This window comes from Comamonas sp. wu1-DMT, from assembly GCF_040187805.1.
Lineage (GTDB): Bacteria > Pseudomonadota > Gammaproteobacteria > Burkholderiales > Burkholderiaceae_C > Comamonas > Comamonas thiooxydans.
Map to the genome: position 1 here is coordinate 266,652 of NZ_JBANEM010000004.1, position 24,001 is coordinate 290,652.

Annotated in this window: 18 protein-coding genes and 1 pseudogene; 7 read left to right on the forward strand and 12 right to left on the reverse strand. The window is 63.5% G+C overall.

Annotated features, from left to right (window positions below; translation table 11 throughout):
• Positions 1–48: 48 nt before the first annotated feature.
• The 5 genes and pseudogenes from V8Z78_RS08960 (at position 49) to V8Z78_RS08980 (ending at position 6,709) form a co-directional block, all read left to right on the forward strand.
• Positions 49–1,245, forward strand: a complete 1,197-nt coding sequence (locus V8Z78_RS08960; protein ID WP_003064413.1) for an ABC transporter substrate-binding protein — start codon at positions 49–51, stop codon at positions 1,243–1,245.
• Positions 1,246–1,293: 48 nt separating this feature from the next.
• Positions 1,294–2,178, forward strand: a complete 885-nt coding sequence (locus tag V8Z78_RS08965) for a branched-chain amino acid ABC transporter permease (RefSeq protein WP_003057801.1) — start codon at positions 1,294–1,296, stop codon at positions 2,176–2,178.
• Positions 2,179–2,190: 12 nt separating this feature from the next.
• A pseudogene (locus tag V8Z78_RS08970) lies at positions 2,191–3,184 on the forward strand (branched-chain amino acid ABC transporter permease).
• A gap of 223 nt (positions 3,185–3,407) precedes the next feature.
• Positions 3,408–5,852: a membrane-bound PQQ-dependent dehydrogenase, glucose/quinate/shikimate family gene (locus V8Z78_RS08975; protein WP_314351942.1), complete on the forward strand. Its 2,445-nt coding sequence runs from the start codon at positions 3,408–3,410 to the stop codon at positions 5,850–5,852.
• 176 nt (positions 5,853–6,028) lie between these two features.
• A complete protein-coding gene (locus tag V8Z78_RS08980; protein ID WP_003064421.1) occupies positions 6,029–6,709 on the forward strand; it encodes a TetR/AcrR family transcriptional regulator in 681 nt (226 codons plus the stop codon).
• On the opposite strand, the gene V8Z78_RS08985 is transcribed toward V8Z78_RS08980, so the two are convergent.
• From V8Z78_RS08985 to V8Z78_RS09025, 9 genes are all read right to left on the reverse strand, one after another.
• Entirely contained in the window at positions 6,698–7,870 is a 1,173-nt protein-coding gene (locus V8Z78_RS08985; protein WP_349731249.1) for a lipocalin-like domain-containing protein, read from the reverse strand. The genes V8Z78_RS08980 and V8Z78_RS08985 overlap by 12 nt on opposite strands.
• 64 nt (positions 7,871–7,934) lie before the next feature.
• Positions 7,935–8,375 (reverse strand): VOC family protein, encoded by a 441-nt coding sequence (locus tag V8Z78_RS08990; protein WP_003064425.1) that lies wholly within the window; start codon positions 8,373–8,375, stop codon positions 7,935–7,937.
• A gap of 87 nt (positions 8,376–8,462) precedes the next feature.
• Positions 8,463–11,111 carry an FtsX-like permease family protein gene (locus V8Z78_RS08995; protein ID WP_349731250.1) on the reverse strand — a complete coding sequence of 883 codons (2,649 nt, stop codon included), beginning with the start codon at positions 11,109–11,111 and terminating at the stop codon, positions 8,463–8,465.
• A complete protein-coding gene (locus V8Z78_RS09000; protein WP_349731251.1) occupies positions 11,108–11,842 on the reverse strand; it encodes an ABC transporter ATP-binding protein in 735 nt (244 codons plus the stop codon). The genes V8Z78_RS08995 and V8Z78_RS09000 overlap by 4 nt, the downstream gene beginning before the upstream one ends.
• Before the next feature lie 38 nt (positions 11,843–11,880).
• Positions 11,881–12,888 (reverse strand): tRNA (adenosine(37)-N6)-dimethylallyltransferase MiaA, encoded by a 1,008-nt coding sequence (gene miaA, locus V8Z78_RS09005; RefSeq protein ID WP_046461249.1) that lies wholly within the window; start codon positions 12,886–12,888, stop codon positions 11,881–11,883.
• Between the two features lie 120 nt (positions 12,889–13,008).
• A complete protein-coding gene (locus tag V8Z78_RS09010) occupies positions 13,009–14,331 on the reverse strand; it encodes a sulfatase family protein (RefSeq protein ID WP_046461250.1) in 1,323 nt (440 codons plus the stop codon).
• A 16-nt stretch (positions 14,332–14,347) separates the two neighbouring features.
• Complete coding sequence (locus tag V8Z78_RS09015; protein ID WP_349731252.1) at positions 14,348–15,346, reverse strand: tripartite tricarboxylate transporter substrate-binding protein; 999 nt, start codon at positions 15,344–15,346, stop codon at positions 14,348–14,350.
• A 116-nt stretch (positions 15,347–15,462) separates the two neighbouring features.
• Positions 15,463–16,638: a multidrug effflux MFS transporter gene (locus V8Z78_RS09020; RefSeq protein WP_080944441.1), complete on the reverse strand. Its 1,176-nt coding sequence runs from the start codon at positions 16,636–16,638 to the stop codon at positions 15,463–15,465.
• Between the two features lie 158 nt (positions 16,639–16,796).
• Positions 16,797–17,660, reverse strand: coding sequence for an alpha/beta hydrolase (locus V8Z78_RS09025; RefSeq protein WP_046461252.1), 864 nt, complete (start codon positions 17,658–17,660; stop codon positions 16,797–16,799).
• Between the two features lie 184 nt (positions 17,661–17,844).
• Here V8Z78_RS09025 and V8Z78_RS09030 point away from each other — a divergent pair, with 184 nt between their 5' ends.
• Positions 17,845–18,720 carry a methylglyoxal synthase gene (locus V8Z78_RS09030; RefSeq protein ID WP_012837335.1) on the forward strand — a complete coding sequence of 292 codons (876 nt, stop codon included), beginning with the start codon at positions 17,845–17,847 and terminating at the stop codon, positions 18,718–18,720.
• Between the two features lie 16 nt (positions 18,721–18,736).
• On the opposite strand, the gene V8Z78_RS09035 is transcribed toward V8Z78_RS09030, so the two are convergent.
• From V8Z78_RS09035 to V8Z78_RS09045, 3 genes are all read right to left on the reverse strand, one after another.
• Positions 18,737–19,102 (reverse strand): YfeK family protein, encoded by a 366-nt coding sequence (locus V8Z78_RS09035; protein ID WP_046461253.1) that lies wholly within the window; start codon positions 19,100–19,102, stop codon positions 18,737–18,739.
• Positions 19,103–19,196: 94 nt separating this feature from the next.
• The gene (locus V8Z78_RS09040; RefSeq protein WP_080944442.1) at positions 19,197–19,649 is read right to left on the reverse strand and encodes a cupin domain-containing protein; all 453 of its coding nucleotides are present in this window, start codon (positions 19,647–19,649) and stop codon (positions 19,197–19,199) included.
• A gap of 177 nt (positions 19,650–19,826) precedes the next feature.
• A complete protein-coding gene (locus tag V8Z78_RS09045) occupies positions 19,827–20,819 on the reverse strand; it encodes a Bug family tripartite tricarboxylate transporter substrate binding protein (protein WP_039049920.1) in 993 nt (330 codons plus the stop codon).
• Between the two features lie 390 nt (positions 20,820–21,209).
• On the opposite strand from V8Z78_RS09045, the gene V8Z78_RS09050 reads away from it, so the two are divergent.
• Positions 21,210–23,915 (forward strand): HAD-IC family P-type ATPase, encoded by a 2,706-nt coding sequence (locus tag V8Z78_RS09050; protein WP_046461254.1) that lies wholly within the window; start codon positions 21,210–21,212, stop codon positions 23,913–23,915.
• The last annotated feature ends 86 nt before the right edge of the window (positions 23,916–24,001 follow it).

A 24,001-nucleotide genomic window follows, 5' to 3' on the forward strand; every position in this document is an offset into this window, starting at 1 on the left:
AGCACCTCCCATTCGTTCACAACAGAGATCCAACCCGTGGAGATAAAGATGAAAGCAAAACTGAGCGTTCTCTCTTGCATGCTGGCCGTGGCCGGTCTGTCCAGCCCCCTGGCCCAGGCCCAGGAAAAGGTGAAGATCGGTTTCGTCACCGATATGTCCAGCCTGTACGCCGACGTGGAGGGCAAGAACGGTGCGGTCGCCATGCAGATGGCGATCGACGACTTCGGTGGCAAGGCCCTGGGCCAGCCCATCGAGCTGGTCAGCGCAGACCATCAGAACAAGGCCGACATCGCTGCCTCCAAGGTGCGCGAATGGATTGATACGCAGGGTATCTCCATGGTCTTCAGCGGCACCAACTCCGGCACGGCTCTGGCGGTTTCCCAGATCGCCAACGAGAAAAAGCGCGTTCACTTCAACAGCGGCGCGGGCTCTTCCGCGCTGACCAACGAGCAGTGCAACCCCTATACCGTGCACTACGCCTACGACACCGTGGCCCTGGCCAAGGGCACGGGCGGTGCCGTGGTGGATCGTGGCGGCAAGGACTGGTTCTTCCTGACGGCCGACTACGCCTTCGGTCAGGCACTGGAGGCCGACACCACCAAGGTCATCAACGCCAAGGGCGGCAAGGTGCTGGGCTCGGTCAAGCACCCGCTCAATGCCTCGGACTTCTCGTCCTTCCTGCTGCAGGCGCAAAGCTCCAAGGCCCATATCCTGGGTCTGGCCAATGCGGGCGGCGACACCATCAATGCCATCAAGGCCGCCAAGGAGTTCGGCATCAACAAGACCATGAAGACCGCCGGTCTGCTGGTCTTTCTGACCGACATCCACAGCCTGGGTCTGAAGAACACCGAAGGCCTGCTGCACACCACCAGCTGGTACTGGGACATGAACGACGAATCGCGCAAGTTCGCCAACAAGTTCTTTGCCAAGACCAAGCGCATGCCTACCGATGTGCAGGCCGCCGACTACTCGGCCGTGATGAACTATCTGAAGGCCGTCGAAGCGGTGAAGACCACCAATGCCGACAAGGTGATGGCCCACCTCAAGAGCACGCCCATCAACGACTTCTACGGCAAGGGCGTGATCCGTCCCGACGGTACGTTTGCCCACGATATGTATCTGGTCGAAGCCAAGAAGCCCAGCGAATCCACCAAGCCCTGGGACTACCTCAAGGTGCTGACCAAGTTGCCTGCCGAGACGGTCTGGACCACCAAGGCCGAAACCAAGTGCGCGCTCTGGAAGTAATGGCACTACCGGTTTGATGCAGACCTCACCCTCACCAGCGTATCTCTCATGGAAATCTTCGGCGTTTCATTGCCCGGCCTGATGAGCCAGCTCCTTCTGGGGCTGGTCAACGGTTCGTTCTACGCAATTCTGAGTCTGGGCCTGGCCGTGATCTTCGGCCTGCTCAATGTCATCAACTTTGCGCATGGCGCCCTGTTCATGCTGGGGGCCATGTGCACCTGGATGGCCATGAGCTATTTCGGCATCAACTACTGGGTGATGCTGATCCTGTCGCCGGTGCTGGTGGGGATTCTGGGGGTGTTGATCGAGCGCTTCTTGCTGCGCTGGATCTACAAGCTCGATCATCTCTACGGCCTGCTGCTGACGCTGGGGTTGTCGCTGCTGATCGAGGGGGTGTTCCGCTCCGTCTATGGCGTCTCGGGCCTGGGCTATGACACGCCCGAGCTGCTCGAAGGCGCGACCAATCTGGGCTTCATGATCCTGCCCAATTACCGTGCCTGGGTGGTCGTGGCTTCCATCGTGGTGTGTGTAGCCACCTGGTTTGTGATCGAGAAGACGCGCATCGGCGCCTATCTGCGTGCCGGTACCGAAAATCCGCGCCTGGTCGAGGCTTTCGGCGTCAACGTGCCCGTGATGATCACGCTGACCTATGCCTTCGGTGCCGCGCTGGCGGCTTTTGCCGGCGTGCTGGCCGCTCCCGTCTACCAGGTCACGCCGCTGATGGGGCAGAACCTGATCATCGTGGTGTTTGCCGTGGTGGTGATCGGCGGCATGGGCTCCATCATGGGCTCCATCCTCACCGGTCTGGCGCTGGGTGTCATCGAAGGGCTGACCAAGGTTTTCTGGCCTGAAGCATCGTCCACCGTCGTGTTTTTCATCATGGTCATTGTTTTGCTGATTCGCCCCGCTGGCTTGTTCGGTAAAGAAAAATAAGAGGGGCACGACATGAAATCCAAGACGCTTGTTCAACGCATTGCCCCCGTGGGCTACGGCCTGCTGCTGCTGGGCCTGATCGTCGCGCCCTTCCTCGGTGCCTATCCGGTTTTTGTCATGAAGCTGATGTGCTTTGCACTGTTTGCTTCGGCCTTCAATCTCTTGCTGGGCTATACGGGTCTGCTGTCCTTCGGCCACGCCGCGTTTCTGGGCGGTGCGGCCTATGTGGCGGGCTACACCATCAAGGCCTGGGGCTTTACGCCCGAAGTTGGCATGTTGCTGGGTACGGCGGTCGGCGGTCTGCTGGGCCTGATCTTTGGCTGGCTGGCCATCCGTCGCCAGGGCATTTATTTCTCCATGATCACGCTGGCGCTGGCACAGATGCTGTTCTTTGTCGCGCTGCAGGCCAAGTTCACAGGCGGCGAAGACGGCCTGCAGGGCGTGCCGCGTGGCAAGCTGTTCGGCGTGATCGATCTGAGCAGCGATATGGTCATGTACTACGTGGCGCTGATCATTGTGGCAGCGGCTTTTCTACTCATCGTGCGCACCATCCACTCGCCGTTCGGGCAGGTGCTCAAGGCCATCAAGGAGAACGAGCCGCGTGCCATCTCGCTGGGCTATGACGTCAACCGCTTCAAGCTGCTGGCCTTTGTCATCTCTGCGGCCCTGACGGGTCTGGCCGGTTCCCTCAAGACCCTGGTGCTGGGCTTTGCCACCTTGTCCGATGTGCACTGGACCACCTCCGGTCATGTGATTCTGATGACGCTGATGGGGGGGGCTGGGCACGCTGTCGGGTCCGCTGCTGGGTTCGGCGGTCGTCGTGGCGCTGGAAAACAAGATTGGTGAGTTCGGCGGCTTCCTGGCCCATGCAACCGGCGTGGAATGGTTCAGCACGCTGGGCGAGTCGGTCACCATCGTCACCGGCCTGATCTTTGTGCTCTGTGTGCTGCTGTTCCGCAAGGGCATCATGGGCGAGCTGATCGCCTGGCTGCAACGTCGCAAATAGGGCGCTTCACTCTCGCTACCAAGGCCGCATCTGCGGCCTTTTTTTATTGCCATGACTCAGGTCAGGAGAGGGTGATTTTCAGAGATTTCTGAAATTGCTGGTACACGTTTGCAAGCGATGGACTTTATTTCTCACAACAATGGACTTTTTTTCTCATTTCAAAAATGCCTGAGTGCAGCCGGATGCCGGTGCGCGTGCAGGCGCATACAGTTCGAGGTTCGATATGACACATCGGGAGCAGGCGCAGCCCTTGGCCGCGCGCATCTGGCTCTGGGTTCTGGGGGCGGCGCTGGCGCTTGCCGGCCTGTTCTTCTTGATAGGCGGTGGCAAGCTCATCAGCCTGGGCGGCAGTTGGTACTTTTTGCTCGCTGGCCTGGGGCTGCTGCTGTCCGGCGTGCAATTGGTTCGCCGCCGCGTGAGCGGTGCATGGTTCTACCTGGGCACTTTCGGCGCGACCGTGTTGTGGGCGCTGGCCGAAGTGGGTCTGGATTACTGGAGCCTGATTTCGCGTCTGCTGGCCTTGACCTTTGCTGCCGTGGTGGTGCTGGCCAGCATGCCCCTGCTGCGTAAGGCTGGTGAGCCGAGCAAGGCGTCGTCCAGCAAGCTGCCATTTGCTGCAGCGGCGGTCATGCTGGTGGCTGGCATGGCGGCCTTTGTGTCCATGTTCCAGATTCACCCCGAGGTGCAGACCCAGTCTACCGTGGCACGCAAGCCTGTGGATGCTGCCGGCGAGCAGAAGGACTGGAGCCATTACGGCAACAGCAGCAACAACGACCGCTTTGCCGCGCTGGATCAGATCAACGTGGACAACGTGAGCCAGTTGCAGGTGGCCTGGACTTTTCGCACCGGCGACATACCCAAGTCCACAGGCGCCGGCGCTGAAGACCAGACCACACCGCTGCAGGTGGGCGACAAGGTGTTTGTCTGCACGCCCAGCAACAACGTGATTGCGCTCGACGCCGACACCGGCAAGCAGCTGTGGCGTCATGACACCAACTCCCATGTGGGCGGTGTGTGGGAGCGCTGCCGCGGACTGGCCTACTTCGATGCGGATGCCGCACTGGCTCAGCCCAGCGTGCCGGGATCGACTCCCGTGCAGGCGGTGAGCCTGCCTGCTGGCGCCGCCTGCAAGCGCCGCATTCTGATGAACACCATCGATGCACGTCTGTTTGCCATCAACGCAGACAACGGTGAGTTGTGCGGCGAGTTCGGCGATCACGGCGTGGTCGACCTCAAGCAGGGCGTTGGCACTATTTCAAATCCCGCCTTCTACACCCTGACATCGGCGCCCACGGTGGCCGGCACCACGGTGGTGATCGGCGGCCGCGTGGCCGACAACGTACAGGTGGACATGCCTGGTGGCGTGATTCGCGGCTTCGATGTAATGACCGGCGCACAGCGCTGGGCGTTCGACTCCGGCTCGGCCACGCCCAATGAAGTGCTCAAGCCCGGCGAGACCTACACCCGCTCATCGGCCAATGTCTGGGCGGGAACGACCTACGACCCGAGCTCCAATACCGTGTACCTGCCCATGGGATCGGCTTCGGTGGACCTGTATGGCGTCACGCGCTCTGCAGCGGACCTGAAGTACGGTGCGTCCATCCTCGCGCTGGATGCTGCCACGGGCAAGGAAAAATGGGTGTACCAGACCGTGCACAACGACTTGTGGGACTTCGACCTTCCCATGGCTCCCACACTGATCGATTTCCCTCAGCAGGACGGCAAGACGACGCCAGCGCTGGTGGTCGGTACCAAGGCCGGTCAGATCTTTGTGCTGGACCGCCACAGCGGCAAGCCGCTGACCAAGGTGGAAGACATTGCCGTCAAGCCCGGCCATATTCCCGGCGAAAAGTATGCCCCGACCCAGCCTCTGTCCGTGGGCATGCCGCAGATCGGCACCAAGACCCTGACCGAAGCCGATATGTGGGGCGCGACGCCGGTGGATCAGCTGATCTGCCGGATCAAGTTCAAGTCCATGCGCTATGAAGGCCTGTTCACCACGCCTGGCACCGATGTGTCGCTGAGCTTCCCGGGTTCGCTGGGCGGCATGAACTGGGGCGGTCTGTCTGCGGATCCCGGCAATAATCTGATCTTTGTGAACGACATGCGTCTGGGCCTGTGGGTGCAGATGATGCCCCAGCAGAAAAAGGACAAGCTGTCCGACGGCGGCGAGGCGCCCAACACCGGCATGGGTCAGGTGCCGCTGGGAGGCACTCCCTATGCGGTGATCAAGGACCGCTTCATGTCGCCTCTGGGCATTCCTTGCCAGAAGCCTCCGTTCGGCACGCTGACCGCCATCGACATGAAGACCCAGCAAGTGGTCTGGCAGGTGCCTGTGGGCACGGTGCAGGATCAAGGCCCCATGGGCATCAAGATGCGCATGCCCATGCCGGTGGGCCTGCCCACGCTGGGTGGTACGCTTGCGACGCAAGGCGGCCTGGTGTTCTTTGCCGGCACGCAGGATTACTATCTGCGCGCCTGGGATAGCGCCACCGGCAAGGAAATCTGGAAGGGCCGCCTGCCAGTTGGCAGCCAGGGCGGCCCCATGACCTACAAGTCGCCCAGAACCGGCAAGCAGTATGTGGTGATCTCGGCCGGTGGCGCCCGCCAGTCGCCCGACCGCGGTGACTACGTGATTGCCTACGCATTGCCCGATAGCGGTAAATAAGCGACGCAGGCATTGAACCGAAAAGCCATGGCTCGTCAGAGCCATGGCTTTTTTCATCGCCGGGCAGCGCCCCTCCCGGAGGGGCAGCGACCACACGCAGTGGGAAGCGTGGGGGCCTTTTTTCATGCCTGAGCTGCGTGTTACGCTCGCGCGCTTGAGTCAATGGAGATGTGGTCGTGAGCGAGCAGCAAGGTCCTGAAAATTCACTGAGCCAGCAGCCTTCGGCAGACGAGGCATCGGCCGATATGCGCCGAGCCCTGCTGGACGCGGGCAAGACCGAGTTTGCCAATTACGGCTATGACGGAGCGCGGCTGGAACGCATTGCCGCCAAGGCGGGCTGCGCCAAGCGCATGCTCTACTACTACTTCGGCAACAAGAAAGACGTGTACCTCGCGGTCATCGAGCAGAGCTACTCGGATATTCGCGAGTCGGAGGAGCAGCTCAATCTCGATGCGCTGGAGCCCTTGCAGGCGTTGCATGCGCTGGCGCAAAGGAGCTTCGAGTATCACGAGCAGAACCAGGAGTTCACGCGTCTGGTGCTGCAGGAGAATTTCCAGGGCGGCGAGATGCTGGGCCAGATCTCCAAGACCGAGCTGTTGCGCAAGGCGGCGCTGGAGCCGATCGAGCGCATTCTGCAGCGCGGCGTGGCGCAGGGCCTGTTCAAGGATCAACTGAGCGCGGTCGATGTCCACTATCTGATTTCGGCCCTGTCGGGCTTCCGCGTGGATCATGCCGCGACCTGGCAGAGCCTGCTGCAGGTCGATCTCTTGGGCGACAACTTGCGCGAGCGCCATCTGCAGCTTCTGCTCGATCAGCTCCGCGCTTTGGTGTGCAAGCCCCAGGCCCTAAAGCCTTAGTGCATTCGCATAGCCGGTCATTTCCAGGTAACCGCTGCCTACGCGGACGCTTTTGCCATCGGCGCCGATGCTGCGCAGCTCGCACAGACCCTCCCAGTAAATGGCGCCGGTGCTGGCGCGACTGTCGAGTTCCTGGTCGTCCACCAGGGCCTGAACTTCGAAACGGCCCGCCGGTGTCTGCACGCTCCAGGCCACAGGGTAGCTTGCTTTGCTGTGCGGGCTGCTCCAGTGGCGCAGTGGCTCGAACCGCACCTGATCGGCGGCAAAGATGTGCGCGCTCTGGTTAGGCGCGCGGAATGAACCACCGGCCCAGAGCGCCGATCCATTGCGGCGGCGCAGATGAAAGGCCGTGAGGGCGCTGCCGTCATCGAGATTCATGCCTATCCAGTCCCAGCCCTGAGCCTCAGGGTCCATGATGGCCGCGCTGCATTCATGGTCCAGCCAGGCGCGGTTGTGTGCGCTGGCTTGCACAGGCAGTTGCTGCCCGCCCACGGTGATGGAGCCGCCGACCTTGAGCTGAGGCTGGCTGTAGTAGTAGCTGGCCTGTTCCTCACGCGGGCCTTTACGTGAAAGACCATTCAAGCCCTGCAGCAGCAGTGGCTGAGTGCTGTCAAACTCAAGATCCAGTATGAAGTCCTGGCTGCTCAGCAGCGCTCTGTAGCGACTGGCTTCACTGGCGTTTCGTCCTGGTACGGGTCGACGCTGAAGATACCAGTCGTTGATATGCACATCGGTATCGTTTTCGCTGGCTCCGGCCAGGCCCAGTCCCGCGCGCGCCATGCGCTGGTCATGGCGCAGCTTTTGGCCCTCGACATCGCACAGGGCCGCATGGGCGAAGATCAACTGCTTGGCCGCGAGCGCCGATTGCAGGCCTTGCGCGGCTTCGATGCGCGAGCGAAAGAAAGTCAGCTGAAAGCCCCAGGGCTTGCCGCCGGCCTGCAACTGCCCGGTGATGTACCACCACTCGGTCTGCAGATCCGGGTGGCTGCCGAAGTCGCGCGGAAACTGCAAGGTTCTGGACGGCAAAGCCATGCCTGGCAGAGGCAGGCCCAGAGTCGCCCAGCCCAGACCGGCAGCAGCCAGCCTCTGCAGGGACTGCCTGCGTGACAGGGCCAGCAGTGCCGGTTGTTGAGGCTGGGAGGGCGTGGGCTGAAAAGGCATGGCCCATTGTCGCCCAGCCGATCAGCGCAATGCCATGAGCTTCGAGGTGCTGCTTTGAGCTGCCTCAGCCGATATCGATCAGGGGAACGATCACCATCCAGCTGACTCCGAAGCGGTCGGTCACCACGCCAAAACGGCGCGCAAAAAACGTGGTGTCCAGCGCCATCTGTACCTTGCCGCCCTGGCCGATGGCAGCAAATATGCGGTCGGCCTCATTCTCGCTGGGCGCGGTGATGGACAGAGAAAAGCCTTTGAAATCCGGCTTGCCGCCGTTCATGCCGTCAGATGCCATGATCTGCGCCTCGCCAATCTGGACATTGGCGTGCATGATTTTTTCGGGATCCATCTGGCCCGGGCCGCAGCCTTGCTGGGTCGATGACTCGGGCTGCGGCGGAGCATCCTTGTAGCGCATCAGCATGGTGATCTCGGCCCCAAGTGCGGCCTGGTAGAAATCCAGGGCCTCTTCGCAGCGGCCATCGAAAAAGAGATAGGGCTGGACTTGCATACGAACTCCTCGCAGCGGTGAAGATTTCATTGTGCGCTGCGCAATGGCGCAATCATGTGAAAAACGCTGACAGGGGTGCAGGTATAGCTACCAGTCCTCCTTGACGGCCAGCACCGCGTCGGCACTGGCGGCCCGGCGCCCGGCCAGCCACGCGGTGATGACGCCTGCCAGCACCACGGCAGCACCCAGCGCCAGCAGGCGCAGCAGGGGCAGGCGCAACTCCATGGTCCAGTGAAAGCTCTGCGGGTTGACCACATGCACGAGGATCACGGCCACGCCCAGGCCCAGCAGCGTGCCCGCGATGGTGCCCAGCATGGTCCAGGCCAGACCCTCGGCGGCGACCACGCTCAGCACATTGCGGCGCGTCAGGCCCAGATGGGCCAGCAGTCCGAATTCCTTGCGCCTGGCCAGCACCTGGGCGCTGAAGCTGGCGGCAATGCCGAACAGGCCTATGCCTATGGCCACGGCCTGCAGCCAGTAGGTGACGGCAAAGCTGCGATCGAAAATGCGCAGGGAGCGCTCGCGCAGAGCCTGGCTGCTGACAAACTCCAGCGCAGGGGGCGATTGCCCCGGCGTGCCGAGGGCCTGCTCTATCGCCGCTTGCAGATCAGTGCCAGACAGCTGGCTTTGGGACTCCGGCCAGACGGCGATCTCGCTGATCTGCGCGGCATTGCCTGCATGACCCACCAGTGTCAGGTAGTCCTTCCAGTCCAGGGCTACGGCACCGAACTGACGCACATAGTCGCGCCACACGGATGCTATGTAAAAGGAAGCTGCTGGCGCTTGGCGGTCATTGGTTTGAAGGCTGAAAGCCTTGGAAAGCAGCGGCCAGCTGTCGCCAGGCTTTAGGTCATAGAGCTGGGCCACGGCTTCGCTGATGTGCACGGCTATGCCTGGGCGTGTTTCCTGGATGGGGCCCTCGACCCAGGGCAGCTGCATGGCCTGCTCGCCACGTAGCGGGCGAATCAGCAGACTGATGGCCGGGCGCTCGGGGCTCAGTACCAACTGGCTGCTGCGCATGGCCTGGGCACGCGCTATGCCGGGCAGCTGCTCCAGGCGTTGCGCCGCATCGGCCGGCAGCAGGGCAGCATCGACACGGCTGGAGCCGCCTGCGGCGCGTACATACAGGGGAGCGGGCAACACGGCATCCAGCCACTCCATCATGCTGCCGCGAAAGCTGGTGACCATCACCGTCAGGGCTACGGCCAGGCTCAGGCTGGCCACCACGCCGCCTACGGCCACGGTGGTGGCGTGGCGCATGCGCCGCGCGCGCTCCAGCGCCAGCATGGCCAGCGGCTGGCGCGAAAAGGCCTTGGGTACCAGTGCCAGCACCGCACCCAGCAGCCAGGGCAGGGCTGACATGCCGCCCAGCAACAGCAGGCCCACGGCCATATAGGCGGCCAGCGGGACACCTGCGACCGGCGGCATGAAGGCCAGTACCAGGCTGGCGGCGAGTAGTGTGACAGCGGGCCACAGACGCGGAGCGCTCTCGTGCGTGCTGCCCAGCCCCTTGAGCGTGGCCGCGGGTGGCAGATCCATGGCGGCGCGTGCAGGCCACCAGGCGCCGGCCAGCGTGGCGGCAAGGCCCAGCAGACCGAAGATCAGCGCTGCCGCCGGACTCCAGTGCAGGGCGGGTTGCACGCCGGCAAAGAAGCCGCCGCCCAGATCGCCGCCCAGCACCTGCAGCGCCAGCCAGGCCAGCGCCGTACCGAGCGCAATACCGGCCAGGCTGCCCAGAGTCCCCAGCGCCAGCGCTTCCAGCAGCACCAGAGCCATGCGCTGGCGCGGCGTGGCTCCGAGCACGGCCAGCAGCGCAAACTGCGGCGCGCGCTGAGCCACGCTGAGTGCCAGTACCGAGAACACCAGAAACGCTCCCGTGAACAAGGCCACCAGCGCCAGCACCGTGAGGTTGACGCGATAGGCGCGCGACATCTCGCCCACGCGCTGCTGATCGTCGCTGGGCTGCTGGATCAGTATCTGGTCTTGCCAAGCCGCCAATGCGTGCAGGGCGGTGCCCACCTGGCTGCGGCTGGCGCTGTCGGTCAGCAACAGGTCCAGCCGGTCGATGCGGTCAAACAGGCCGAGCTTCTGCTGCAGTGCGGCAATGTCCATGACTGCGACCGGTGCGCCGCTGGCGGCGACCGTGCCCGCAATACGCAACTGCTGGGCCTGGCCGTTGAGCAGCCATTGCATGGGGGCGTTGAGGGCCTGTTCAGGACTCAGTTGCAGGGCCTGCAAGGCGGCAGCATTGAGAAACACGGCGTCGGGAGCAAACAGATCGAGACGGTCGCCGCCCTCAAACAAACGCGGCATCAGTGCCGGGGCGACAGGGGCCAGCTTGAGGGCATCGCTGCCGAGCACGCGCAAGCTCACGCCTTGTGCCGCCCCTTGGGTGCTGCGCGTCTGCGGGTCTGCGCTGCTGCCGGGCAGCAGCACCGTGGTTTCGACCCAGGGCACGGCGCTGGCGACGCCTGGGGTCTGAGCCACCTGGGGATAGAGCGCCAGCGGCAGGCCGCCCTGCATGGCGTGCAGCTGCAGATCAGGCTGGCCGTTGACGCTGCGCACCGCCCTGGAGAATTCGTCCAGTGCGGACTGGTTGATCACATGGACGGCAAAGCCCAGCGCCACGCCCAGCATGATGGCAATCAGCGCCGTGGCCGTGCGCCAGGGGTGCTGGCGCAGCTCCTGCCAGGAAAAGCTGGTCAGCAGCAGAAGAAGCGGGGGGCGTGAAGTCACAGGCTTAGCGCGCTTTGCTGCGATGTCGAGAGTTCGGCCTGCATGCCGTCTGCCGTCAGCCGCAGCACGCGATCGGCGCGCCTGGCCGCTTCTGAGGAATGGGTGACCAGCACCAGCGCCGTGCCGTTTTCGCGGGTTTGCTTTAGCAGTAAATCCATGATCTGCTGAGCAGTAGAGGGGTCTAGATTGCCCGTGGGTTCATCGGCCAGCAGCAGAGGCGGTGAATGCACCAGGGCACGTGCTATGGCCACGCGCTGCAGCTGGCCGCCGCTGAGCTGCTGGGGCAGGCGCTGACCCAGACCAGCGAGTCCCACGGCTTGCAGCACCTGCTGCACGCGCTGCTGACCTTGGCCGTCCATGCGGCCCAGCAGCATCAGCGGCAGGGCAATGTTCTGCGCCACATCGAGATGGGGCAGGACATGAAAGGCCTGGAACACAAAGCCCAGATGCGCGCGCCGCCAGATGGCGCGCCGGGCTTCATCGAGCGTGGACAGATCGGTGCCGCTGTGCAGAACCCGGCCTTGCTGCCAACTGTCCAGCCCGGCCAGGCAGTTGAGAAAGGTGGACTTGCCCACGCCGGAGTTGCCGACGATGGCGACAAACTCGCCGGCGGCGATCTCGCAGCTCACCCGCGCGAAGACCGTGGTCTGGGCCTCGCCCTCGCCATAGCGTTTGGCAAGGTCGCTGACCTGCAGCAGTGGATGGGCGTAGGGTGAGTCGGTGGCAGCCATGCAGCGATCTTAACGATGGGCGGCTGCGGTCGTGGTGCTTAGCTGGCGTCTTGCTGCGCCGCGTCAATGGCAGCCATGGCGGCATCCAGCAATTGCTGCTGGGCGCCGGGTGCATCGCAGGCAATGGCATGGCGCTGGGGCATGGAGCGTAGCCAGGTGATCTGGCGCTTGGCCAACTGGCGTGTGGCGGCGATGCCGCGCTCGCGCAGGCCTGCCATGTCCAGCGGCTTGCCGGGATCGGCCTCCAGCGCGTCCAGCACTTCCCAGGCCTGGCGATAGCCCACGCAGCGCATCGAGGGCAGGTCCAGATGGAGATCGCCGCGTGCGCGCAGGCTGCGCACTTCGTCGAGGAAGCCCTGCTCCAGCATCAGATCAAAGCGCAGCGCAATGCGCTGGTGCAGCCAGGCTCGCTCTGCAGGCTCCAGCGAGAAAAGCGTTGCAAGTCCCATCTGTTCTGCAGGGCCCGTTTTGTTCCTAGTCGTGTGAAAGCTCGAAAGCGGTTGGCCCGAGACCTGCCAGACCTCAAGCGCGCGCTGGATGCGCTGGCTGTCGCCGGGGGCCAGGCGTGCTGCGGTGACGGGGTCCACCTGGGCCAGTCTGGCATGCATGGCGGGCCAGCCCAGTTCGGCGGCCTGCGCGTCCAGCATGGCGCGCACTTCGGGGTTGGCTGCGGGCATATCGTCCAGCCCGTCCATCAGCGCCTTGAAGTACAGCATGGTGCCGCCCACCAGCAGAGGTATGGCCTGGCGGGCGCGGATTTCGGCAACCAGGGTCTGCGTGTCGCGCACGAACTCGGCCGCGCTATAAGCCTGCAGCGGATCGATGATGTCGATGAGGTGATGCGGCACGGCAGACAGCTCGTCCCTTGTGGGCTTGGCTGTGCCTATGTCCATGCCTTTGTAGACCAGGGCCGAATCCACGCTGATGATCTCGGCCTTCTGCCCGCGTTGTGCCAGGCGCTCGGCCAGTGCCAGCGCTGCCGCAGTCTTGCCCGAGGCAGTGGGGCCGGCAATGGCGATACAGGGCAGGGTGTGGGCAGCAGTCATGGGCGAAATCCGTACAGGTCAAAGCACAAGAACCAATGACCGCCGGTCATTGGTTCTTGCTGGTTGTGAAGGATAACGCAGCCTGCCGCCTGGCGGCAGCGGTGGGGCTTAGTGCCCTGCCTAGCCCCGGCTCAGGCGTGCCGGCACATAGCGATCGGCCTGAATGTCGGGCGAGAGGCCGTGGCTGTAGATTTCGGCCGTGATGGGCAGCAATTGCTCGTTCCATTCCTCCCACTGCCTGCGCAGCCCGGCAAAGATTGCTGGCTGATGCTCCTTGAGATTGGCGCGTTCGCGGGCGTCCTCCTCCACATTGAACAAAAACTCGTTGTCGTTGATCTTGAGGTATTTCCAGGGTCCCTGGCGCACGGCACGCTGGGTCTGTGATTTGTAGCGCCAGAACAGGCTGCGCTCGGTATTGGCTGCATGGCCCTCCAGAATGGGCAGGATGTTCTGGCCGTCGCTGGGGAAGTCCGGGTGAGGTCTGGCACCTGCGGCGGCCAGCAGCGTGGGCAGCCAGTCGAAGCTGGCTGTGACCTGCTCCTGGACCTGGGGCCGGATGCGGGCGCTCCAGCGCAGCAGTGTGGGTACGCGGATGCCGCCTTCGAGCAGCTCGGTCTTCTGGCCCGTGAAGGGCCAGGTCTTGGAAAAGCGTTCGCCGCCGTTGTCGCTGGTGAAGATGACGATGGTGTTGTCGGCCTGGCCGGTGTCATCGAGCGCCTGCAGCACCTGGCCCACGGCCTTGTCCAGGGCCTCGACGATTTCGCCATATTTCTTGAGACTGCCGCCGTCGTAGTGGAACAGATCCTTGATGCTGTGCGCGACATGCTCGTCGTCGGGCCCTTCCCAGGGCCAGTGCGGCGCAGTGAAGTGCAGCGACAGGAAAAAAGGCTTGTCCTGGCCCTTGCGCTCATGCACATAGCGCGTGGCCTCATCCCCCAGGATGTAGGTGTAGTAGCCCGTGCGCTCCACGGGCTCGTTGCCTTGCCAGAGGTCGGAGCTGAACTGTTCACCCACGCCGGGCTTGTGCGTGAAGTAGTCGATGGCACCGCTGTGGTTGCCGAAGAAGTAGTCGTAGCCGCTGAGCTGCGGGCCGTAGGCGGGCGGCTTGCCCAGATGCCATTTGCCTATCAGTGCCGTGTCGTAGCCGGCTTGCTTGAGCAGCGATGGCAGCGTGGGGTGATCGGCAGGCAGGCCGAGTTGCGCACCATGGCGTGCCAGCGGCTCTTCAAGCCCGGCCTGCAGCCGGTACTGATAGCGCCCGGTGATCAGCGCAATGCGGGTGGCCGAGCAGACGGCCGAGTTGGCATAGGCCTGATTGAAGCGCACGCCCTGGGCGGCGAGGCGGTCCAGATGCGAGGTCTTGAAATCGGTAGCGCCATAGACGCCCAGGTCGGCCCAGCCCAGATCGTCGGCCAGGATGAAAACGATATTCGGTGCAGTCATGAGTAGGTCGTTTTGCTTATTCGATGGCAAAGCCGGAGTTGGTGATCACGGGACGCCACTTGGCGACTTCGGCCACGCGCAACTGCTCCAGCGCCTGTGGCGTGCGCGGGTCCGGCTGCAGGGACAGCTCGGCCCATCTGGGCTGCAGCTTGGGGTCCAGCAACGCGTGGTTGACGGCGCGGTTGACGGCGGCAATGGCTTCGGGCGAAGTTCCTTTGCGTGCCCACAGGCTGTACCAGCCGCTGCCTGTGGCCTTGGGGTAGCCGGCTTCGGCAAAGGTCGGTACATCGGGCAGCTCGCGACCGCGCTGGCTGCCGAAAGTGCCCAGAATGCGCACCTTGCCTTCCTTGTGCAGCGGAGCAAGCTCGCTGGTGGTCTGGATGGCGGAGGCCAACTGGCCGCTGATCAGATCCGTCATCATGGCCGGACCGCCCTTGTAGGGCACATGCACGATGTTGACGCCGGCAGCTTCGCCCAGCAGCAGGCCGAAGAAATGCGGCAGGCTGCCCACAGCGGGACTGCCGAAGTTGGCCTTCTCGGGGTTGGCCTTGAGCCAGGCCACATATTCCTGAATATTGCGCGCCGGGTGCCTGGCGGGGACGGCCAGGCCGAACTGGAAATGCGCGAGCAGACCCACCGGAGAGAAGTCGCGTGCAGGGTCGTAGCCGGGCTTTTTGTAGACGATCTGCGAGAGCACCGGGGTGATCAGCGGTGCGATCAGATAGGTGCTGCCGTCGCTGGGGGCGTTGAGCAGAGTCTGTGCGGCAATCTGGCCGTTGGCGCCGGGCTTGTTGTCCACCACCACGTAGTGGCTCCTGCCCAGCTGTGCGGCGATGTTTTCGGCCAGCACGCGTGCCAGCAGATCGATGCCGCCGCCTGCGCCAAAGCCCACCAGAATGCGGCTGGATTGAGGAACGGCGGAGATCTCGGTGGCCTTGGCCAGAGAGTTCAAGGAGAAGCCGGCGGAGCTGGCGGCGAGCAGCGATTGCTGAAGAAAGAGGCGGCGGGAATGCATGGCTGGAGATCACAAAAGTGCGGCGCGTTGGCCAGTCCAGGCATTCTCAAAAAATCTCTATAAAAAGAAAAATAATAAAAATTGGTTTTTAAATAACCAATACATCTTATTTCAAATCATGATTTGCTGATGCCGAAACGCTGTACCAGCGTCCATGCCGTGACCGCCGTGCAAGCCGACCAGAACCAGATACCGAAGGCCAGCGGCATGGTGGAATCCGCATCCAGATTCAGTCCCAGCCAATGTCCCATGGCAAACGCCATCAGCATCATCACCAGACCGTTGATGGCCGAGGCCGTGCCCGCTGCCTGGGGGAAGGGTGCGATGGCATTGCTTTGTCCGCAGGGCATGTGAATGCCGTGGGCGATCTGGTAGAGACAGAAGGGCAGGGCATAGGCCCAGATGCTGTGCAGATCGGCCAGGGCCGCCAGGCCCATGAGGGAGCCTGCCGTCAGCGACAACACCCCCGCCACGGCCACGGTGCGCTGCACGCTCATGCTGCGCAGCAGACGGCGGCAGGCGAAGGTGCCGGCGATATAGCACAGCGCGTTGCCGCCCAGCATCAGCCCGTATTGCGTGCGCTCCATATGCAGCACGTTGATGTAGGTGAACGAAGAGGCCGCCAGATTGGTGAACAGGCCTGCATAGCTGAAGCAGGTCAGCAGGTTGTAGGCCTGGAACATGGGGTTGCGCACAATGCGCGACCAGGTGCGCAGCAGATTGCCCGCTTGCAGCGCCTGCGGGTTGCGCTGGGGAATCGACTCCCTGAAGCGCAGCACCACCAGCAGCCAGGCCAGGCAGCCCATGAAGGCCTGGGCCAGCATGGTGGAACGCCAGCCCAGCCAGCCCACGAGCAAGCTGCCACTGATGGGGGCCAGAAAAGCCAGCACGCCCAGGCCTGTCAGCGCCTTGGACATGACTTGCGCGCCCATATGCGGTGCGTAGAGATCGCGGACCACGGCACGCGCGCACATCACACCGGCGCCCAGGGCTGCGCCTTGCAGGCTGCGCCAGGCAATCAAGGCCTCCATGCTCTGGGCGCTGGCGCAGCCCAGAGCGGCGATCACATAGCCGCTGATGCCCAGCAGCAAGACCGGGCGGCGGCCCAGCCGGTCCGACAGAGGGCCCCAGAAAATCTGCGAGCAGCCAAAGGCCAGCAAAAAGCCGGTCAGTGTCAGCTGGGCCTGCGAGACATGGGCGCCGAAACCTTGCTGCAGCTGAGGCAGGGCGGGCAGATAGAGATCGGTTGCCAGCGGCTGCAGACCCAGCAGCAGCCCCAGTGTGAGAATCACAAGGACTGCAGATTCAGGAGCACTCTTCGCTTGCTCTTCAATGGATTGAGCGGGATTTTGCTTTGAGTTCAGGGCAGGCGGCGCAGACATAGCCGGACAGACTATCAGAACCTGTCCATTGGTACGTATGCTGACGAGACAGTATGTGGCGATGTCGCTCAGCGCGGATTCAGGCCGAACAGCTCATGCAGTGCCTTGCGGTATTGCACCAGGGCCCTGGACTGGGTGTTGTGGTGGCTGGCACCTTCGACCAGGATCAGGCGCTTGGGCTCGCGCGCTGCATCGAACAGCCGCTGACCCAGCCGGGCCGGAATCAGCGGGTCTGCCGTGCCGTGCACGACCAGCAGCGGCGAGCCGATGTTCGCCACGGTGTCGACGGAGTTGAAACGCTGCGTGATCAACCAGTTCACGGGCAGCCAGCCCCAGCGCATGGAGTCGAACACATCGGGAATACTGGTGAAGGTGGACTCGACCAGCACCCCGCTTTCATCCTTGACGGAGCTGGCCAGATCAATAGCAACGGCGCCGCCCAGCGAGTGGCCGAAGATATAGCGCGGCCTGCCTGCGGCCTGTCGGCCCAGCCAGTCCCAGGCGGCACGGGCATCCTCGGCGGCCGAGGCCTGCGAGGGCAGGGCCGGGCTGCTCTTGCCAAAGCCGCGGTAGTCCACGGCCAGCACCGAAAAGCCCATGGCCTGCAGGCGCCGTATGCGTGGCGAGGAGCCCGTCACATTCCAGCGCGCTCCATGCAGAAACAGCAGCAGGGGAGCGCGTGCATCGCTGGATGGCATCCAGAGGGCATGCAGCCTGGCGGCGCTGCCGTCGCGGCTGCGAAAGTCTATCCATCGCTCCTGCATGCCGGCCGTGTTGGCTCCGGGCCAGCTGCGGTCGCTGGGCTGAAAAATCCAGACTCGCTGCCTCGCATCGAGCTCGCGCATGCCCCAGCTCGCGAGCACCAGCAGCAAGGCCAGACCGAGTGCTGCCGCGATGCGGCGGGGGCTCCAGAAGCGTGAGGTCTTGGGCATGAGAAGAAGAGCGACGGAAGATGGCGGCTGTCAAGTGCTGTGCAAGTATGGCTGTCTGACCTGGCCCCAGTCATCTGGAGTGCATGAATTGGCGATATTCTTGCGGGTGTTTCAAGCCGCAAATGCATAGCTGGTTACGCAGAGTTTGCGAGCGTTTGAAGCCTGTTTGAAGGATTAGTTCACTATGTCGATCTGCCTGGGCCTTGCCGCCAACAAACTCCACCACCAAACCGAGGATGCCGCGTTGTTTGCCCTGCTGCGCGCCTGCGAGGCCGGAATTCGCGAGCTCAAGCTGGGCTTTCATACCGTGGGCCGCACCTATGATGCCATCACGGCGGCCAGCATGCTCCAGGGCTACAAAGGCCTGGTGCGCTATCCCTATGGCCGCGAGGGCGGGCTCATGAGGCTGGTGGCCGAGGTGGTGGGCATGGAGGGTGACGAGCGCACTCTCGATGGCGCCATCTATCTGATGGACCCGGTGGATCCGTCGTCCATCTTCCCCGAAGCCCTGGCCTTGAAGCGCCAGTGCGTGATCCACGGCAAGCCTTTTCTTTCCACGGTCGCCTCCACGCGCGACTGGATCGAGATGGAGCGCATTCACGCCGGCCTGGCGCGCGACCGCAATGCCGACCGCTTTCACGACTATGAGAACCAGACGCTGGCGCTGATCGCCCACGATGCCATGAAGCCCACCATGCTGGACTTTGCAGCACACAACTTCGAGTTGCTCAGCCGCTACCGCCGCCGCGTGGGTACGGGCACAACGGGTCAGAAACTCAACGAAATGGCCTGGAGCAAGGGCTGGCCAGCTGACAAGCCCTGGGTGGACCGCTACAACAGTGGTCCGCTGGGCGGTGATGCGCAGATTGCCGATCTGGTTCTGGAAAAGCGCTGCCACCGCGCCATCTTCTTCGAAGACCCCCATGTGGCACGCCAGCACGAAGCCGATATTCAGTTGTTGGAGCGCGCCGTGACCACGGTCACGCACGATGCCGTCTGCAGCACCTCGCCCCAGGTGGCGCAGCGCTGGTGCGATGCGGCCGTCAAGCGCGCAGGCTGAGGCGGGGTGCTGAGCGCTACTGGCGGTTGCGGTAGCGCTTGAGCTCGGCCTGCAGCCAGCTGGCGCTGGCTTCGGCCTCCTTGCCGCTGCAGCGCACCTGGTAGGGCTTGTGGCTGATGCTGCTCTCCGTGCCTGCGCGGGCAATGAAGTCCTCGGCCGTCGCCACCCAGCCCTTTTTGAGCAGATAGTCGTATTTGCCGCGCAGATGCTCGGCGGCCTTGGCGCTGTCATGCCAGCTGCCATTGCGCTGGAACTCGCAACCCGAGGCTTTGAGGTGGCCGATCAGATACTCGATCTCCTGAGTCGCTGCCGGCGTGGGCGATGCGGCAAGGCTCAAGCTGCAGGCTGCACCTAGCAGCAAGGCGGTAACGGTGTGCTTCATGTGGGTTGATCCTACAGAAGAAGAGCCGAGCAAGGAACAAAGGCCGCAGCGATGGACTGCGGCCTTGGCTTGGTCGGTCGAAGCCGTGTGCTGCTCAAGGGGCTGGCGTGGCCAGAGGCTTGCCCTTCTCCACGACATACACGCCAATCAGCTTGACCGTGCCATTGCTGGCATTGTGTGCATCATGAATCACACCTGCGGGAACGACAAAGGTTTCGCCGGCCTTGAGCGTGCGCGGCGGCTGGCCGTCGATCAGCAGATCGACCTCGCCCTCGCTGATATAGCTGATCTCGTCGCCAGGGTGGGTGTGGCGGCCCGCGCGCGAGCCTGGGGCGACCTCCACCTTGGCCACCACGGCTTCGCGGCCTGGTACCGAAACATCGGCCTTGCCGACCATGGTCCGGGACAGGCCTCCGGTTTGGGCCGCACCCGGCTGGGGCATACCCGCCTGGGACGCAGCAGCCTGGGCCAGGGCATTCTGGCTGAACAGCATGAAGGCGCTGCTGCAAAGCAGGGTCGAAAAGCTGGCGCGGCGAATCAAGGACATGAAATTACCCCCCACGGTTTTTACAGAAACAAGTTGTGAAACCTGTCACTTTTACCGGGAAGGAGTGCGGCCATGCCATGGGGGCAGCCCTAGTCGCAGGGGCGCCGAAAACAAACCCGGGCGCGGTGATGCAAGGCCCTGCGGGCAGAAAAGCCTATGGCGCTGCAGGCCGCTGCCTTAGTTGTCGCCCGTGATCCTCGCGAACTTCACCAGCTCGGCGTATTTGTCCATGTCGGTGCGCATCACCTGGGCAAGGCTTTCATTGCCCTTGGCGGGCGGGGTTCCCGCTGCTTCCAGCTTCTGGCGGATGGCCGGATCGGCGAGACCTGTCTGTATCGCTTTTTGCAGCTTGGCCAGCACTTCCGGAGGCAGGCCCTTGGGGGCAGCCAAAGCAAACCAGCCGCTCAGGGCATAGCCCTTGAGCGCGGGGTGTTCTGCCAGCGCCGGCACCTCCTTGAGCGTGGCGATGCGGGTGGCCGTGGTGGCGCCCAGAATCCGGATCTTTCCGGACTGCGCCAGCGGGGCGGCAGCGGTTGGCGAGAGGATGGCGAAGTCTAGGTTGCCGCCGCCCAGATCGCTGGTCATGGCGGGAGAGCCCTTGTAGGGGATGTGAACCAGGTAGACACCCGCAGTCTTCTTGATCAGCTCTCCCGAAAAATGCGGCGTCGAGCCAATGCCGGGGCTGCCGTAGCTGTATTTGCCAGGGTTGGCCTTGGCCAGTTTGACGAAGTCATCCACGGTTTTGACAGGAACATGCGCACCGGCCACCCACAGATTGGGGGCCTGGGCGGTCAGGCTCACCGGGGTCAGATCCACAGCCGGATCGTACTTCTGCGCGGCATTCACAAACTTGGTGCCCGCCATTTCGTTGCTGGAGCCGGCCAGCAAGGTGTAGCCGTCGGGCTTGGCCGAGACCACGCGCTGCGCACCCACCACGCCTGCGGCACCCGGCACGTTCTCCACCACGACGGTAGCGTTCAACTGCCTGGCCAGTATGTCCCCGACCACGCGGCCGACCATGTCGACAGAGCCGCCCGGGGCATAGCCAATCACGATGCGGATGGGCTTGCTGGGATAGACATCCTGTGCCTGCACCGCGCCTGCGAACAGGCTGGTCATGGCACAGGCAATGCAAAGTCGGCGGGAAAGAGTGGCGCGGTCTGGATTCATAAGTTCCACAATTATTTGTGGTGAAGGTTGATTCAGTGATTTGTGTTGAATTGCTCAACAAAATTTAATTGATTGTCATGAGATTCAATGTGAATAGGAATCCATGAAAACCAGTGCTTCATGATTTTTAGCCGGTGCCTCGCGCCGGTACGGCTGGCTGAACCAGCTGCAGGGCGCACTGCCGAGCTTGAAAGTCCGATTTCGCTGCAGTGTTGGCTGGCGGGGGCAATCAGCCCGTTGCAGTCAATCAATGATCGACATTCCTGCTTATAGTCAGTGGCAGGGCCTGCCCAGCGCATACCATGCAACGGCGCGTTCTCCGCGGCAGCCAGCCAACCGGGCACAGATCCGGCTCACAAGCGTTTCAGTTGAATCGTCAGGGAGTCTCAGATGCAGGAACAGAACCGCGTTGCCGCCTGGCACGCGTTGGCTATCGATACCGTACTCGCTCAATTGCAATCGACTGCCGCCGGGCTGAGCTCTGGAGAGGCCCGCGAGCGCTTGCAGCAGCAAGGGCCCAATGCCCTGCCTGCTGCCGCTTCGCGCAGCATGCTGGCGCGCTTTCTGTCGCAGTTCAACAATTTGCTGATCTATGTGCTGCTGGGCTCGGCCGTGGTCACCGCCTTGCTGCAGCATTGGGTCGATACGGGGGTGATCCTCGCGGTGGTGCTGATCAATGCGGTCTTCGGATTCGTGCAGGAAGGCCGTGCCGAGAAGGCGCTGGACGCCGTGAAGGCCATGGTTTCCAGCCGCGCCAATGTGCTGCGCGACGGATTGCGCATGGCGGTGCCTGCTGAGGAGCTGGTTGCCGGCGACTGTGTGCTGCTCGAGGCTGGCGATCGCGTCCCGGCCGATCTGCGCCTGCTGCGCGCCAGCAGCCTGAAGCTGGACGAGGCCATGCTGACCGGGGAATCGGTCGCCGTCGACAAGTCGGCCGATCCGGTGGCCGCCGATGCCGCTCTCGGCGACCGCTTCTCCATGGCCTACTCCGGCACCCTGGTTGCCGCGGGGCAAGGCCTGGGCGTGGTGGTGGCCACGGGCCCGCGTACCGAGTTGGGCCTGATCAGCACCATGCTGGGTTCGGTGCAGACACTGGCCACCCCGCTGACGCGGCTGATGGACCGTTTCGCGCGCCAGCTCACCATCACCATACTGAGCCTGTCCGCGCTGATGTTCTGCTTCGCACTATGGGTGCGCGACTACGACATAGCCGACGCCTTTATCGCTGTGGTGGGCATTGCCGTATCGGCCATCCCCGAAGGCCTGCCCGTGGTCATGACCATAGCGCTGGCCATTGGCGTGCAGCGCATGGCCGCACGCTATGCCATCGTGCGCAGTCTGCCGGCGGTTGAAACACTGGGCGCCGTCTCGGTCATCTGCTCCGACAAGACCGGCACATTGACACGCAACGAAATGAGCGTGCGCGCCGTGGTGCTGCCCGGTTCCCGCTTAGACATAGAAGGCGAGGGCTATGCGCCCCAGGGGCGTTTCACCCTGGCGGGCGAGGAGATCGAGCCTGCGCTGCATCCGCAGCTGCTGCACTTCGCCACGGGCGCGGCACTTTGCAACGACGCCCATGTAAGACATGCCGAAGGTACGGCCTGGACAGTCGAAGGCGATCCCATGGAAGGCGCGCTGGTGACCCTGGCCACACGCGCCGGTCTGGATGTGGAGCGCCTGCGTCAGGACTGGCGCCGACTCGACGAGGTTCCCTTTGATGCCGTCCACCGCTACATGGCCACTCTGCACCGCCCAGTTGATGCTCCAGCCGTGGTTTTCGTCAAAGGGGCTCCGGAGCAGGTTCTTGCCATGTGCCGCGACCAGCAGGGCGCTGAAGGCGTGCAGGCGCTGGATGCAGCCTATTGGCTGGAGCAGGTCGATGTCCTGGCGGCCAAAGGCTATCGCGTGCTGGGTCTGGCCAGCTTCGCACCCGAGGATGCCAAGGACAGGGTGGACATGGCCGACGTCAAGGATCTGACCCTGCTTGGCGTGCTGGGCATGATAGATCCGCCGCGAGAATCGGCAAAGGAGGCCGTGCGCGAATGCCGCAGCGCCGGCATTGCCGTGAAGATGATCACCGGCGACCATGCGGCCACCGCTGCCGCCATCGCCAGGGAACTGGCGCTGGCCGACATCATCCGAGTCACTTCAGGCCATGAGCTGGACGGGCTCAACGATGCCCAGCTGATCGACGTGGCCAGAGCCTCCACGGTATTTGCCCGTACCAGTCCGGAACACAAGCTGCGCCTGGTGCAGGCCCTGCAGGCAGATCGCAGCGTCATCGCCATGACTGGTGACGGCGTCAACGACGCACCGGCACTCAAGCGTGCAGACATCGGTGTGGCCATGGGCATCACCGGCACGGCTGCCGCCAAGGAGGCCGCAGGCATGGTGCTGGCCGACGACAACTTCGCCACCATCGTCGCCGCCGTCAAGGAAGGGCGCACCGTCTACGAAAACCTGCGCAAGGTCATTGCCTGGACCTTGCCGACCAACGGCGGTCAGGCGATTGTCATCGTCGCGGCGATTCTGCTGGGCCTGTCCCTGCCCGTCACTCCGGTGCAGATTCTCTGGGTCAATCTGGTCACCGCCGTGGCCCTGGGTCTGACGCTGGCCTTCGAGCCGCCCGAGCCCACGCTGATGCAGCGCAAGCCGCGCTCGCCGGACGAGCAACTGCTGCAGCCCTATCTGCTGTGGCGCGTCGCCCTGGTCTCGGTGCTGTTCGCGCTGGGCTGCTTCGGCATGTTCGAGTGGTCGCTGCGCCGCGGTGACTCGGTCGAACTGGCTCGCACCATCGTGGTCAATGCGCTGGTGATCATGGAGATCTTTTATCTGTTCAGCGTGCGCTACACGCAGGGAACCTCGCTGAGCCTGCGCGGCGTCCTGGGCACCCCGGCGGTGCTGCTGGGCGTGGCCGGCGTCACCCTGGTGCAACTGCTGTTCACCTACACCCCGCCCATGCAGGCACTGTTCGACAGCCGTCCTGTCGACCTGGCGGCCGGACTGCTGGCAATAGGGCTGGGTGTTGCCCTGCTGCTGTTGCTGGAGGTCGAGAAGCTCTTGATACGCTGGATGAGACTGGGCGTGCGGGCCTAGAGCGCTGTGCACGCAAGGCATTCAAGCAGCCGTTTCATCGCCTGGCCGAGGGCATGAAAAAAGGCCCCGAAGGGCCTTTCTTGCGA